Source organism: Modestobacter italicus, assembly GCF_000306785.1.
Lineage (GTDB): Bacteria > Actinomycetota > Actinomycetes > Mycobacteriales > Geodermatophilaceae > Modestobacter > Modestobacter italicus.
Map to the genome: position 1 here is coordinate 5,185,682 of NC_017955.1, position 12,321 is coordinate 5,198,002.

General features: G+C 73.1%; 16 protein-coding genes and 1 tRNA gene. 13 read left to right on the forward strand and 4 right to left on the reverse strand.

Annotated elements, in window-relative coordinates; all coding sequences use genetic code 11:
- Window positions 1-133: 133 nt before the first annotated feature.
- The 6 genes from MODMU_RS24635 (at window position 134) to MODMU_RS24655 (ending at window position 3,893) form a co-directional block, all read left to right on the forward strand.
- Window positions 134-358: a helix-turn-helix transcriptional regulator gene (locus tag MODMU_RS24635; RefSeq protein ID WP_041795605.1), complete on the forward strand. Its 225-nt coding sequence runs from the start codon at window positions 134-136 to the stop codon at window positions 356-358.
- A gap of 130 nt (window positions 359-488) precedes the next feature.
- Window positions 489-737, forward strand: coding sequence for a helix-turn-helix domain-containing protein (locus MODMU_RS24640; RefSeq protein ID WP_014743126.1), 249 nt, complete (start codon window positions 489-491; stop codon window positions 735-737).
- Window positions 738-816: 79 nt separating this feature from the next.
- Complete coding sequence (locus MODMU_RS24645; protein WP_014743127.1) at window positions 817-1,938, forward strand: tyrosine-type recombinase/integrase; 1,122 nt, start codon at window positions 817-819, stop codon at window positions 1,936-1,938.
- A 182-nt stretch (window positions 1,939-2,120) separates the two neighbouring features.
- Window positions 2,121-3,056 (forward strand): Abi family protein, encoded by a 936-nt coding sequence (locus tag MODMU_RS24650; protein ID WP_051144075.1) that lies wholly within the window; start codon window positions 2,121-2,123, stop codon window positions 3,054-3,056.
- A gap of 89 nt (window positions 3,057-3,145) precedes the next feature.
- Window positions 3,146-3,234: transfer RNA gene (locus tag MODMU_RS28805), tRNA-Gly, on the forward strand.
- Between the two features lie 38 nt (window positions 3,235-3,272).
- Window positions 3,273-3,893: a GNAT family N-acetyltransferase gene (locus MODMU_RS24655; protein WP_014743130.1), complete on the forward strand. Its 621-nt coding sequence runs from the start codon at window positions 3,273-3,275 to the stop codon at window positions 3,891-3,893.
- Here the strand turns inward: MODMU_RS24655 and fdhA are convergent.
- Window positions 3,859-5,100: a formaldehyde dehydrogenase, glutathione-independent gene (gene fdhA, locus MODMU_RS24660; RefSeq protein WP_014743131.1), complete on the reverse strand. Its 1,242-nt coding sequence runs from the start codon at window positions 5,098-5,100 to the stop codon at window positions 3,859-3,861. The genes MODMU_RS24655 and fdhA overlap by 35 nt on opposite strands.
- A gap of 258 nt (window positions 5,101-5,358) precedes the next feature.
- Here fdhA and MODMU_RS24665 point away from each other — a divergent pair, with 258 nt between their 5' ends.
- The 4 genes from MODMU_RS24665 to dhaM are packed head-to-tail and all read left to right on the forward strand — an operon-like array spanning window position 5,359 to window position 8,355.
- Window positions 5,359-6,261 (forward strand): MIP/aquaporin family protein, encoded by a 903-nt coding sequence (locus MODMU_RS24665; RefSeq protein WP_014743132.1) that lies wholly within the window; start codon window positions 5,359-5,361, stop codon window positions 6,259-6,261.
- A 29-nt stretch (window positions 6,262-6,290) separates the two neighbouring features.
- On the forward strand, window positions 6,291-7,292 hold the full coding sequence (dhaK, locus tag MODMU_RS24670) for a dihydroxyacetone kinase subunit DhaK (RefSeq protein WP_014743133.1): 1,002 nt from the start codon (window positions 6,291-6,293) through the stop codon (window positions 7,290-7,292).
- A 2-nt stretch (window positions 7,293-7,294) separates the two neighbouring features.
- Window positions 7,295-7,939: a dihydroxyacetone kinase subunit DhaL gene (gene dhaL, locus MODMU_RS24675; protein WP_014743134.1), complete on the forward strand. Its 645-nt coding sequence runs from the start codon at window positions 7,295-7,297 to the stop codon at window positions 7,937-7,939.
- 5 nt (window positions 7,940-7,944) lie between these two features.
- Window positions 7,945-8,355, forward strand: a complete 411-nt coding sequence (gene dhaM, locus MODMU_RS24680; RefSeq protein WP_014743135.1) for a dihydroxyacetone kinase phosphoryl donor subunit DhaM — start codon at window positions 7,945-7,947, stop codon at window positions 8,353-8,355.
- A 28-nt stretch (window positions 8,356-8,383) separates the two neighbouring features.
- On the opposite strand, the gene MODMU_RS24685 is transcribed toward dhaM, so the two are convergent.
- The 3 genes from MODMU_RS24685 to MODMU_RS24695 form a co-directional block, all read right to left on the reverse strand.
- The gene (locus MODMU_RS24685) at window positions 8,384-9,412 is read right to left on the reverse strand and encodes a type III polyketide synthase (protein ID WP_014743136.1); all 1,029 of its coding nucleotides are present in this window, start codon (window positions 9,410-9,412) and stop codon (window positions 8,384-8,386) included.
- A gap of 85 nt (window positions 9,413-9,497) precedes the next feature.
- Complete coding sequence (locus MODMU_RS24690; protein ID WP_014743137.1) at window positions 9,498-10,190, reverse strand: methyltransferase domain-containing protein; 693 nt, start codon at window positions 10,188-10,190, stop codon at window positions 9,498-9,500.
- Between the two features lie 10 nt (window positions 10,191-10,200).
- Window positions 10,201-10,545: a DUF3140 domain-containing protein gene (locus MODMU_RS24695; protein WP_014743138.1), complete on the reverse strand. Its 345-nt coding sequence runs from the start codon at window positions 10,543-10,545 to the stop codon at window positions 10,201-10,203.
- A gap of 48 nt (window positions 10,546-10,593) precedes the next feature.
- Between MODMU_RS24695 and MODMU_RS24700 the strand changes: the two genes are divergently transcribed.
- Genes MODMU_RS24700 through MODMU_RS28810 form a run of 3 tightly spaced genes read left to right on the forward strand, consistent with a single transcriptional unit; the run spans window position 10,594 to window position 12,251 of the window.
- On the forward strand, window positions 10,594-11,082 hold the full coding sequence (locus MODMU_RS24700; protein WP_014743139.1) for a DUF6328 family protein: 489 nt from the start codon (window positions 10,594-10,596) through the stop codon (window positions 11,080-11,082).
- Window positions 11,083-11,129: 47 nt separating this feature from the next.
- Window positions 11,130-12,053 (forward strand): ribokinase, encoded by a 924-nt coding sequence (locus MODMU_RS24705; RefSeq protein WP_014743140.1) that lies wholly within the window; start codon window positions 11,130-11,132, stop codon window positions 12,051-12,053.
- 36 nt (window positions 12,054-12,089) lie between these two features.
- Window positions 12,090-12,251, forward strand: a complete 162-nt coding sequence (locus tag MODMU_RS28810; RefSeq protein WP_014743141.1) for a hypothetical protein — start codon at window positions 12,090-12,092, stop codon at window positions 12,249-12,251.
- Window positions 12,252-12,321: the final 70 nt, after the last annotated feature.

The following is a 12,321-nucleotide window of genomic DNA, read 5'->3' on the forward strand; positions in this document are numbered from 1 at the left end:
CGGCAGGAGAGGTACAGGAGGAAAACTGGAGGCCTCGGAAGAAGCTCGTTGTGAGCTGTCACCAAACGGCTCGAAATGGCGCCTTCTACAAGCATCAGGCCACACCAGTCGATCGGATCCGGAGTCCGCCGCCATGCCCGACCGCCCCGCCGGCCATGAGCCCGAATTGCTCACCATCGTCGAAGCCGCTGAACTCCTGCGCGCGCCCGTCGCCACGCTGCGGTACTGGCGCCACCTCGGCACCGGCCCACGCAGCTTCCGTCTCGGCGGCCGCGTCCTCTACCGCGCCGACGAGCTCCGCAGCTGGATCAACGTTCATCACGGCCGGGTTGCCAACGACCGGGGGAGCCGGCGGTGAACCCACGCCGCAATCGGCGCACTCACCGGGATGCAGGAGGCGACACCCGCGGAGCGAGCGCACCCCTCAGCGGCACGCTCGGGTGCTATCTGCGGGGCTCGGGCCCCCTCCCGGCAGGCGGTCGCTGAACATGGTTCGGGACAACCGACGGAGGAAGGCGATACCCCAGGCCTCCGCCTACGAGCCCACGCCCCTCGGTGACCCCGGTCAGCTGCTCACCATCGACCAGGCCGCCGAGTACCTGAGCACAGGACAGCGCTTCGTCCGCCGCCTCATCAGCGAACGGCGGATCCCCTACGTGAAACTCGGCAAGCACGTGCGCCTCGAACGCTCGGCCCTGGACGGCTTCATCAACGACGGGCGCATACCGCGGCAATAGGAAGAGTCGGGCCAGAACGCAGCACGCGCTGTCCACAGGCGACATTGGCAGCTTTCGCAGGTCATGACATGGTAACCGAATGGCGAAGAGAGCCGCTTTCGGGACCGTCGACCGTCTGCCCAGCGGCCGGTACCGCGCCCGCTACGTCGGTCCGGATGGGCGCCGCCGGTCGAAGGTCTTCGGGACGGCGAAAGCCGACGCCTGGGCATGGCTGGCAACCGCACAGGCTGACCTCGTCCGAAAGGCCTGGCGGGCTCCCGAATCCGGCCAGCGCACCGTTGGTGCCTTCGCGGCGGATTACCTGGCCCGCGACGAATTACGGGAGAGCACCAGGAGCCTCTATGCCGGCCTCTGGCGGCTCCACCTGGCGCCCCAGTGGGAGGACGTGCCGGTCGGCGACGTCACCCCCGCCAAGGTCCGCACTTGGCACACCGCGGCGGCAAAGCGAACCGGCCCCACGGCGCTGGCCCAGGCCTATCGGCTCCTTCGCGGCATCCTGGGCGTCGCCGTGGCCGACGAGGTCATCGCGGCCAACCCGTGTCGGCTCCGTGGCGCCAGCACGCCGAGGGCCACCCGGCCCTCCCGAGCGCTGACCGCGGCTGAGGCGCAGACCCTGGCCGACCACGTCGGCCGGGACCGGCGAACGGAGCGTTATCGGGCTTTGGTGCTCGTACTTGCCTTCGGTGGGCTCCGATTCGGCGAGGCCACCGCCCTCCGCAGGTCGGACGTCGTCGACGGCGGCAAGCTGCACGTGCATCGCTCGGTTCGCTACGTGGGTGGACGCTGGCTGGTCGGTGACCCGAAGACCGAGGCCGGGCGCCGCACAGTGTCCCTGCCGGCCAGCGTGGCAAGTGCCCTCGCGACCCATCTGGAGCGCTTCGTGTCCGACTCCCCGGATGCACTGGTCTTCGGCACCTGCGCGGGAACCTTCTTGCACTCGGCCAACTTCGGCCAGACCTTCCGCCGAGCCGTCGAGGCGGTCGGCCTGCCACCGGTCCGACCGCACGAGCTACGGCACACCGGAGCCACCCTGGCCGCGGCGACCGGCGCCACGACCAAGGAGCTCATGCGGCGTCTGGGGCACTCCTCCTCGGCCGCAGCGTTGATGTACCAGCACGCGGCCGATGAACGCGACAGCGAGATCGCCAGGGCACTCGACGCGATGATCGGTGCCGCTTCGATGGTCCCCTCGTCCGAGTGAGCGCGACGCACCGCCGCGGCGGCAGGGATGACGTCGACAACATCCTGAGTTAGAGTCGATCCAACACGGCCAGCCCCTCTGATCCCTCGTGATCACGGGCTGGTTTTCTTTTGCTCCGACGCCAGGAGAGGACGTTCTTGCCTGCGCCGTACACCAAGCCTCACCTGGACCTACCGGCCCAGGTGAGGCTGCTGGCCTCGCGCGGACTCGTCGTTCCCGACCCACAGCACGCGGAACGCGTCCTGCGAGCCGTCGGCTACTACCGGCTCAGTGGCTACTGGTATCCCTACCGCCAGCCCAGCCCGACCGGCGTCGGACGAGCCGACGAGTTCGTTTCGGGCGCCAGCCTCGACCAGATCATCGGCCTGTACGACTTCGACCGGCGCCTGAAGCTGCACCTGCTCGATGCCTTGGAGCGCATCGAGATCGCGGCCCGCGTTCAGGTCGGCCACGTCCTCGGCCGTCGCGGCGCCTACGCCCACCTGGATCCGGTGAACCTGGACGCTCGCTTCGACCAACCACTCACCTCGGGGAAGCCCAGCCGTTACCAAGAGTGGCTCCGCCGCATGCATGACGCGCAGCAGCGCTCCCGTGAGGACTTCGTCGAGCACTTCCGCTCCAAGTACGACGGCCGGCTGCCAGCTTGGGTGGTGACCGAGATTCTGGACTTCGGCGGAGTCTCCACGCTCTACAGCGGCCTCAAGAGCCGCGACCGCGATGAGATCGCCGCCGGCTTCGGTGCGCTCGACGTCAGGGGGCGAGGTAACGGCGCAGTCCTCACCAACTGGCTGCGAGTGATCAACTACCTGCGCAACACTTGCGCCCACCACTCGCGGCTGTGGAACCGGAACATGGACGTCCAACTCGCCACAGCTCACCTGCGCTCGATCGGCCCTCTCGCGCACCTGCGCACCGGGCCGACGGCCCAGGTCTCCCGGGTCTTCGGTCCCCTGTGTCTCATGCTCTTCCTCCTCGCGGAGGTCGTCGACGACGACGCCTGGGAGGGCTGGCGTGACGATCTTGTGGCCCTGCTGACAACAGCTCTGCCGCCCACCGGACGGACCCTGGCCGAGATGGGCTTCCCCCAGGGGTGGCGGACCTCGTCCTTGTGGCGCTGAGCGATGCCGTCAACCCCGAGCAGCCGGCACGCATCCGTTGGCGACCGGAGCCGCTAGGTCACGGGGAGGTCATGGACCGTCGCCTCGTCGCGGTGAACAGGGCTCCGAACAGCGATTTCGTCCCCAGTCTAATCAGCTTCCCAAGCTGACAGTGCGAGTTCGATTCTCGTCACCCGCTCTCTCGCCCGCCCGCCGTCCTGCGGCCAGGCTGGTGCCGTGACCACCTCCGGCGCCCGGCTCCGGACCGCGCCCACCGCGGACCTCTCCCCCGCCGAGCTCAGCTGCGTGCGCGCCCTCCTGGACGACGCCTTCGCCGGGCGGTTCGGCGACGACGACTGGTCGCACGCGCTGGGCGGTGTGCACGTGCTCGCGGCGGTGGACGGCGACATCGTCGGGCACGGCTCGGTCGTCCTCCGGCAGCTCGTCGCCGGCGAGCGCACGCTGCGCACCGGCTACGTCGAGGCGGTCGCCACCGCTGCCTCCTGGCGACGGCGCGGTGTGGGCTCGGCGGTCATGGCCGAGGTCGAGCGGCTGGTCGCCGGGGGCTTCGAGCTGGGCGCGCTGTCCTCCAGCCGGCAGGGAGTGCGGTTCTACGCCGCCCGCGGCTGGCAGCGGTGGACCGGCGCCGTCGCCGCGCGCCACCCCGCAGGGCGTCGTCGACAGCCCCGGCGAGGCGGTGTTCGTGCTGCCGACGCCGCACACCCCCGCCGGGCTGGACACCTCCGCCCGGCTGGTCTGCGACTGGCGGCCCGGCGACCTGTGGTGAGGCCGGCCCGGGCAGGTGCCCGGGCCGGCCGTCCCGCTAGGCGGCGCGTCCGTTGCCCGCGCTGCCCTTGACCATCCCGTGCGGGTCGATGACGTACTTCTTCGCCGCCCCGGAGTCGAACTCCTGGTACCCCCGCGGGGCGTCGTCCAGCGTGATGACCGTGGCGTTGACCGCCTTCGCGATCTGCACCCGGTCGTGCAGGATCGCCATCATCAGCTTGCGGTTGTACTTCATGACCGGGCACTGGCCGGTGGTGAACGAGAGCGACTTCGCCCAGCCGGTGCCCAGCGAGAGCGACAGCGCCCCGACCTTCGCGGCGTCGTCGATCCCACCCGGGTCACCGGTGACGTAGAGCCCCGGGATGCCGATCTGACCGCCGGCCGCGGTGAGCTCCATGAGCGAGTTGAGCACCGTCGCCGGGGCCTCGTGGGTCGAGTCGTGCCCGTGTCCGCGGGCCTCGAAGCCGACCGCGTCGACTGCGGCGTCCACCTCGGGTACGCCGAGGATCTGCTCGACCTGCTCCTGCGGGGTGCCCGCGGAGACGTCGACCGTCTCGCAGCCGAAGCTGCGCGCCTGCTCCAGCCGCTCCTTGTTCAGGTCACCGACGATCACCACGGCGGCGCCGAGCAGCTGCGCCGATGCCGCCGCTGCCAGGCCGACCGGCCCCGCGCCGGCGATGTACACCGTCGACCCGGTGGTCACCCCGGCCGTGTAGCAGCCGTGGTACCCGGTCGGGAAGATGTCCGAGAGCATCGTCAGGTCCAGGATCTTGGCCAGCGCCTGGTCCCGGTCGGGGAACTTGAGCAGGTTCCAGTCCGCGTAGGGGACCGTGACGTACTCGGCCTGCCCGCCGACCCAGCCGCCCATGTCGACGTAGCCGTAGGCAGCACCGGGACGGGCCGGGTTGACGTTCAGGCAGATCCCCGTCTTGCCCTCCTTGCAGTTCCGACAGCGCCCGCAGGCGATGTTGAACGGCACCGAGCACACGTCGCCGACCTGGATGAACTCGACGTCCGAGCCCTTCTCGACCACCTCGCCGGTGATCTCGTGCCCGAGCACCAGGTTCGGCGGTGCCGTGGTGCGGCCGCGGACCATGTGCTGGTCGCTGCCGCAGATGTTGGTGGTGACCACCTTGAGGATCACGCCGTGGTTCAGCTTCCGCCCGATGTTGGCCGGGTTCACCCCCGGACCGTCCTGGAGTTCCAACTTCGGGTAGTCGGTCTGCTGGACCTCGACCTTGCCGGGCTCGATGTACGCAACGCCTCTGTTGCCTGCCATCTGGGAGCTCCTCAGTGCTGGGTGGGACCGCTGCTGGGTCTGCCGGCCCCCCGGAGCACCTCCTCTCGTCCCTCCATCAGGGGGCCTGAGGCCGCCGAGTGTGCCCTGCCGACGGCTTCCTCGGCAGCCCCCTGCGGTGCGTCGTGCGCTGTCCGACGATGCGGGACGGCAGGTCATTGCCGGGAGACCTGGATCACTCCTAGCCTTCCCCCCGCCGGACGCATCCCGCGCCCCCACCACCCTCCAGCGGAGGACACCGTGGTCGAGACCCCGAAGCAGCGCACGCTCGCCGCCGAACTCGCCGCCGAGTTCGCCGGCACCTTCATCCTGATCCTCTTCGGCGTGGGAGTCGTGGCCCAGGTCGTGGCCGGCGGCATCGGCGACCACGACAGCATCGCCTGGGCCTGGGGCCTCGGCGTCGTCCTGGGTGTGTACGTCGCCGCCCGGGTCAGCGGGGCGCACCTCAACCCCGCGGTCACCGTCGCCCTGGCCGCCTTCCGCGGCTTCTCCTGGCGCAAGGTGCTGCCCTACGCGCTCGCGCAGACGGCCGGCGCGTTCGTGGCCGCCCTGCTGGTGCGCTGGAACTACAGCGAGGTCATCGCCGCGATCGACCCGGACCACACGATCGACACCCAGGGCATCTTCTCCACGCTGCCGGGCAACGGCACCCTGCCGGTGGGCACCTGGGGCGCCTTCCGGGACCAGATCATCGGCACCGCCATCCTGCTGTTCCTCATCCTGGCCATCACCGACCTGCGCAACACGTCCCCGGGCGCCAACCTGGCGCCGTTCATCATCGGGCTGATCGTGGTCGCGATCGGGATGGCGTGGGGCACCAACGCGGGGTACGCGATCAACCCGGCCCGCGACCTCGGCCCGCGGCTGCTGTCGTTCGTCACCGGCTACGGTGGCGCCTGGCGAGATCAGAACGGGGACATCTACTTCTGGGTGCCCATCGTGGGTCCGATCATCGGTGCGCTCATCGGCGCGCTGCTCTACGACCTGCTCGTCGGCCGGAACCTCCCGGTCTCCGACGAGGACGAGGAGCCCGGCCGCACCGCCAGCACCCCGGAGCCCGGCGACCGGGCCGCCGGGCGGACCGACACCCCCACCCCCCGCGAGGCCACCGCCACCGAGCGGCGCACCGAGTCCCGCGGTTGACGGCGCACTCCCCCGACCCAGGAGCATCGATGAAGAAGCTGATCAACGACCCGGCCGACGTGGTCGCCGACGCCCTGCGGGGCATGGCGGCCGCACACCCGGAACTGCGCGTCGACCACGAGAACCGGGTGGTCTTCCGCGGTGACGCCCCGGTCCGGGGCAAGGTCGGGCTGGTCTCCGGCGGCGGCTCGGGTCACGAGCCGATGCACGGCGGTTTCGTGGGCCCCGGGATGCTGGACGCCGCCTGCGCCGGGGAGGTGTTCACCTCCCCGGTGCCCGACCAGATGGTCGCCGCCACGACCGGGGTCGACGGCGGCGCCGGGGTGCTGCACATCGTGAAGAACTACACCGGTGACGTGATGAACTTCGAGATGGCCGCCGAGCTGGTGGCCGCCGAGTCCGGCACCGAGGTGGTCGCCGTCGTCACCGACGACGACGTCGCCGTGCAGGACAGCCTCTACACCGCCGGCCGCCGCGGCGTCGGCGTCACCGTGCTGCTGGAGAAGCTGGTCGGCGCGGCCGCCGAGCAGGGCCGGCCGCTGGCCGAGGTCGCCGACGTCGCCCGCACGGTCAACGCCCAGGGCCGCAGCATGGGCATGGCGCTGACCTCCTGCACCGTCCCGGCGGCCGGCAAGCCGACCTTCGACCTGCCCGAGGACGAGATGGAGATCGGCGTGGGCATCCACGGCGAGCCCGGCCGGCGCCGGGTCAAGCTCGCCCCGGCCCGGGAGATCGCCGAGATGCTGGTCGAGCCGGTGCTCAGCGACCTGGAGTTCTCCGGCGGGGACGGCGTCATCGCCTTCGTCAACGGCCTCGGCGGGACCCCGCTGATCGAGCTGTACCTGATGTACGCGGAGGTCGCGCGGGTGCTGGAGAAGTCCGGGGTGACCATCGCGCGGTCGCTGGTCGGCAACTACATGACCAGCCTGGACATGGCCGGCTGCTCGGTCACGCTGCTCAAGGTGGACGACGACCTGGTCAGGCTCTGGGACGCCCCGGTGCGCACCCCCGGCCTGCGGTGGGGGGTCTGAGGGTGGCGGACTCCCTCGACGTCGCGGCGCTGGAGGCCTGGGTCCGCGAGTTCGCGCGGTCGGTCGCCGAGCACAAGGACGAGCTCACCGAGCTGGACTCGGCGATCGGCGACGCCGACCACGGCGCCAACATGGACCGCGGCATGTCCGCGGCCGTCGCGGCGATCGAGGCCTCGCCGCCCGCCGACCCCGCCGCGCTGCTCAAGCAGGTCGGGATGACGCTGGTCAGCAAGGTGGGCGGGGCGAGCGGACCGCTCTACGGCACCTTCTTCCTGCGGATGGCCGGCGCGCTGGGCCCCGACCCGGCCGACGACGAGACGTTCGCCCGGGCGCTGCGAGCCGGGCTGGACGGCGTCGTCGCCCGGGGCAAGGCCGAACCCGGGGACAAGACCATGCTGGACGCGCTGGCACCGGCCTGCGACGCCCTGGACGCCGCGCTCGCCGAGGGCCGACCGCTCGGCGCCGCGCTGACCGCCGCCGCCGCGGCCGCCGGCGCGGGCCGGGACGCCACGGTGCCGCTCGTCGCCCGCAAGGGCCGGGCGAGCTACCTGGGCGAGCGCAGCGCCGGCCACCAGGACCCGGGGGCGACCTCGACCGCACTGCTGCTGGACGCCGCGGTCACCGCGCTGTCCCGCGGCGAGGGCTGACGCCGGTGGCCCGGGTCGGCCTGGTCGTCGTCTCGCACAGCCGTCCGCTCGCCGAGGCCGCCGTCACGCTGGCCCGGCAGATGCTGCCGAGCGCCGAGGTGGCCGTCGAGGTGGCGGCCGGCACCGACGACGGCGGGCTGGGCACCGACGCGGTCGCCGTCTCCGCGGCGATCACCGCCGCCGACTCCGGCGACGGCGTCGTGGTGCTCATGGACCTGGGCAGCGCGGTGATGTCGGCGGAGACGGCGCTGGAGCTGCTGGACGACGACGTCCGGGAGCGGGTGGTGCTCAGCTCCGCGCCGCTGGTGGAGGGCCTGGTGGGTGCCGTGGTGGTCGCCGCCGGGGGCGCCGACCGCGACCGTGTCGCCGCCGAGGCCCTCCGCGGCCTGGCCCCCAAGCAGGCCCACCTCGGCTGAGACGCTCGAGCTGCTGCCACGGCCGGCGCTAGGCCGGGAGCAGCAGCGTCGCGTAGAGGGTGAGGCCGGGGCCGAAGGCCATCGCGACCACCGGGCCGTCGACGTCGCCGAGCTCCTCGAGCACGAGCAGCACCGTCGCCGAGGAGCAGTTGCCGTGCTCGGTCAGCACCCGGCGCGAGGCGCCCATCTGCTCCTCGGTGAGCCCGAGGGTGTCCCGGACGACGTCCAGGATGCGCGGGCCGCCGGGGTGCACCGCCCAGCCCGCGACGTCCTCGCTGCGCAGGCCCGCCTCGTCCAGCAGCTCCTGCACCACCCCGCCGACGTGCCGGCCGAGCACGTCGGGGACGCGCGGCGACAGGCCCATCCGGAACCCGAGGTCGGTGACGTCCCAGGTCATGTGGTCGGCGGTGGAGTGGTCGGTGCGGGCGACCATGCCGGCGACCCGGCGACCGCGGCCGGCACCGGGCTCCAGCACGACGGCTGCCGCGGCGTCGCTGAACAGGGCGTGGGTGACGACCTGCTCCAGGTCGGCGACGGCCGGCTGCACGTGCAGGCTGGTCAGCTCCAGGCAGAGCAGCACCGCGGGCCGGGACCGCGCGGTGACGAAGTCGCTGACCGCGGCGATGCCGGGCAGCGCCGCGTAGCAGCCCATGTGCCCGATCAGCAGCCGCTGCAGCCCCAGCGGCATGCCGAGGTCGCTGGCCAGCCGGATGTCCAGCCCCGGGGTGGCGTAGCCGGTGCAGGAGGCGACGGCGAACAGCCCGACGTCGCCCGGCGCGAGCCGGGCCGTGTCCAGCGCACCGGCGACCGCCTGCTTGCCCAGCGGCAGCGCCTCGACGATGAACCGTTCCATCCGCGCGCCGGTGCCCCAGCGCGAGACGTCCTCGTCGACCGGGTTCACCACGGCGTGCCGCCGCTGCGCCCCGGCGGCGCGGAACACCCGCTCCGCCGCGCGCACCCCGGCGTACTGGGCGGCGAAGAACCCGTCCCAGACCTGCCCCTGCTCGTAGGTCGCCGGCAGCGCGTGCCCGGCCCCGGTCACGACGGCGGCCGTCACCGGCGGCCCACCAGCGGAGTCGCGATCATGCCCCGACCGTACGTGCGGACCCGGACGTGTGCCCTCCGGTGGCGCCCTGCCGATCTCACCGGCGGGTGCCGTAACCCGCGAACAGCACGGTGGTGAGCCGCAGCGGCCGCATCCGGACGACGTGCCGGCGGCCGCGCCGCCAGGCGATGACGTCGCGCACCGACGGGCGGATGCCCACGAGCCGCAGGTCCAGCCCGGCCCGGTCGGCAGCCGCCAGCAGCTGCGCCCGGTCGACGAACAGGGCGGGGTCGTGGATGCCGGGAGGCGGGCCGCCGGGCACCCGCTCCATGATCTTCACGGCCACGAGGTGGGCCAACCGGGTCCGGGCGATCGCGTCGATGACCAGCGTGCCCCCGGGCCGGAGCAACCGGGCGCACTCGGCGATCACCTGGTCGGTGTCCGCGACGTGCTCGAGCACCTCACCGGCGAGGACGACGTCCGCGCAGCGGTCGGCCAGCGGGACCGCCAGCACCGACCCCCGCACCGGCAGCACCCCGTGCTCGCCGGCCACCCGCAGCCCGGCGTGGCCGATGTCGACCCCGACGTGCCGGTACCCCAGGGAGGCGACGTGCGGCGCCATCAACCCGCCGCCGCAGGCCAGGTCGACCAGGACGGCGCCGGGGCGGGCAGCCGGCGGCAGGTGCTCGGCCCGCGAGGCGGCCAGCCAGTGCAGCATCGCGAAGCCGCCCGAGGGCTGCCACCAGTCGTCGGCCAGGCCGTCGTACTGGGCGGGGTCGTTGCGCAGCACCCGGCAGACGCTACTTCTTCTTCAGCGGGTCGTGGCCCCAGTTCATCAGCGAGTACCGCCACTTCGAGGTCTCGACGTGCTCGTGCTCCGGTTCCTGGGCGAGGTGCCGCTGCACGTAGCCGTGCACCTTGCGCATGTGCGCCAGGTCGTCGTCGGTGAGGTCGGCCTTCTTGGTGTGCAGCAGCTCGACGATGCGCCGGCCCGACTCGTGCCCGGTCGACTCCCCCGACCCGCCGCTCTTCTGCCCGACCGCCTGGGACTCCTCGGTGCCCAGCCACTTCTCGAGCTCACCGGCGGTCATGTTGACCGCCTCGCCGAACTCGCGGCGGGTCGTGTCGGCGTCCGTGTCGGCCATGGGGTCCTCCCGGGTGTCAGCGGTCCTCCGCTGCGGTACCGCACCGCCATGGCCCGGAAACGGACGGACGTGGAGAGGTCGGCGCGCAACCGCGGGGAGGACCCGAAGGAGGTGCTCGACCGCAACGTCGACGAGCTGCTGCAGGAGACCCGGGTCGCGACCGCCGGGGTCCAGTTCCTGTTCGCCTTCCTGCTGACGCTGCCCTTCACGCAGCGCTTCGGTCAGCTCACCGACTTCCAGCGGGACCTCTACGTGCTGACCCTGCTCAGCACGAGCTGCGCGGCGATCGTGCTGATCTCCCCGGTCGCCTTCCACCGCGTGCTGTTCCGCCAGCACGAGAAGGAGGCCGTGGTCGCCTTCTCGGACCACGCCCTGCTGGTCGGCCTGGTGCTGCTGCTGGTCGGGATCGCCAGCGCGGTGCTGCTCGTCCTGGACGTCGTCCTCGGCCGGGGCTGGGCGGTGGCCGGGTGCGCGCTGGTCACGGCGCTGGGCCTCGGTCTGTGGTTCGCCCTGCCGGCGGCGCGCCGGGCCCGCTGAGCCGTTCTCCTAGGCTCGGCGTCCGTGACCACCTCCGGGAGCCCCTCGTGTCCGTGACCGTCGTCGGGAGCCTCAACGAGGACGTGGTGGTGACCGTCGACCGGCTGCCCGGCCGGGGCGAGACGGTCATCGGCTCGGCGATCGCCGTGCTGCCCGGCGGCAAGGGCGCCAACCAGGCCGCCGCCGCGGGCCGGCTCGGTACCGGCGTGCACATGGTCGGCCGGGTGGGCGACGACCCGGCTGCCGGCCGCCAGCTGGCCGCGCTCGCCGAGTCGCGGGTCAACGTCGGCCGGGTGCACCGCACCGCCGGCGTGCCGACCGGGACGGCGACCATCCCGGTCGAGGCCGTCGGCGGGGAGAACCTGATCGTGGTCGTGCCGGGCGCCAACGCCGAGCTCACCCCGGTCGACGTCGACGTCGAGTCGGTGCACCGCGCCGGCGTGCTGCTGCTGCAGCTGGAGACCCCGCTGGACACGGTCCGGGCCGCCGCTGCGGCGACCCGCGGCACCGTCGTCCTCAACCCGGCGCCGCCGCAGCCGCTGCCGGCCGAGCTGCTCGCCCGGGTCGACGTGCTGGTGCCCAACGAGCACGAGCTGCGCCGGCTGGCCGGGGCGGCCGACGGCGACGCGGCGCCGGCCGCCCTGGCGGAGCTGGCCCGGGGGCTGGCCGCGCGGTCGGTGGTGGTGACGCTGGGCGAGCGCGGCGCGCTGGTCGTCCCGACCGAGGGCCCGGTGCTGCTCCAGGCGCCGCCGCCGGTCGAGCCGGTGGACACCACCGGGGCCGGCGACTGCTTCTGCGGGGCGCTGAGCAGCGCCCTGGACCGCGGCGCGCCGCTGGCCGACGCCGTCCGCTACGCCGTGGCCGCGGCGGCCCTGTCGACCACCGGTGCCGGCGCGCGCGGCGCCCTCCCGGACGACGACGCGGTGCAGGCGCTGCTCCGGCGCACCCCGGCGCCGACCCCGGTCGACTGAGGGTTGGCCGCCGCCGGGCGGGGGCACGGGACCCCCATGACCGAGAGCACCCCGCACACCGACGAGCCCGCAGAGGGCGCCGTGACCCCCGGCGAGGAGGAGAGCGGCCGCACGCCGCACACCGAGGAGCCCGCCGAGGGGGCCGAGGAGAACGCCGCCGAGGGCGTCGACCCGGGCAACCGCATCTCCGGCGCCTGACCCTCAGCCCTCCGCGGGACCCACCGGGTCGCCGGGCGGTCCCGCGGGCGGCGGGGCCGGCGCGGCCGGC

Coding starts and splice junctions, on each gene's coding strand:
- MODMU_RS24635 (WP_041795605.1), top strand. CDS start 134: ATGCCCGACCGCCCCGCCGGCCATGAGCCCGAATTGCTCACCATCGTC.
- MODMU_RS24640 (WP_014743126.1), top strand. CDS start 489: ATGGTTCGGGACAACCGACGGAGGAAGGCGATACCCCAGGCCTCCGCC.
- MODMU_RS24645 (WP_014743127.1), top strand. CDS start 817: ATGGCGAAGAGAGCCGCTTTCGGGACCGTCGACCGTCTGCCCAGCGGC.
- fdhA (WP_014743131.1), bottom strand. CDS start 5,100: ATGGCAGGCAACAGAGGCGTTGCGTACATCGAGCCCGGCAAGGTCGAG.
- dhaK (WP_014743133.1), top strand. CDS start 6,291: ATGAAGAAGCTGATCAACGACCCGGCCGACGTGGTCGCCGACGCCCTG.
- MODMU_RS24695 (WP_014743138.1), bottom strand. CDS start 10,545: ATGGCCGACACGGACGCCGACACGACCCGCCGCGAGTTCGGCGAGGCG.
- MODMU_RS24700 (WP_014743139.1), top strand. CDS start 10,594: ATGGCCCGGAAACGGACGGACGTGGAGAGGTCGGCGCGCAACCGCGGG.
- MODMU_RS28810 (WP_014743141.1), top strand. CDS start 12,090: ATGACCGAGAGCACCCCGCACACCGACGAGCCCGCAGAGGGCGCCGTG.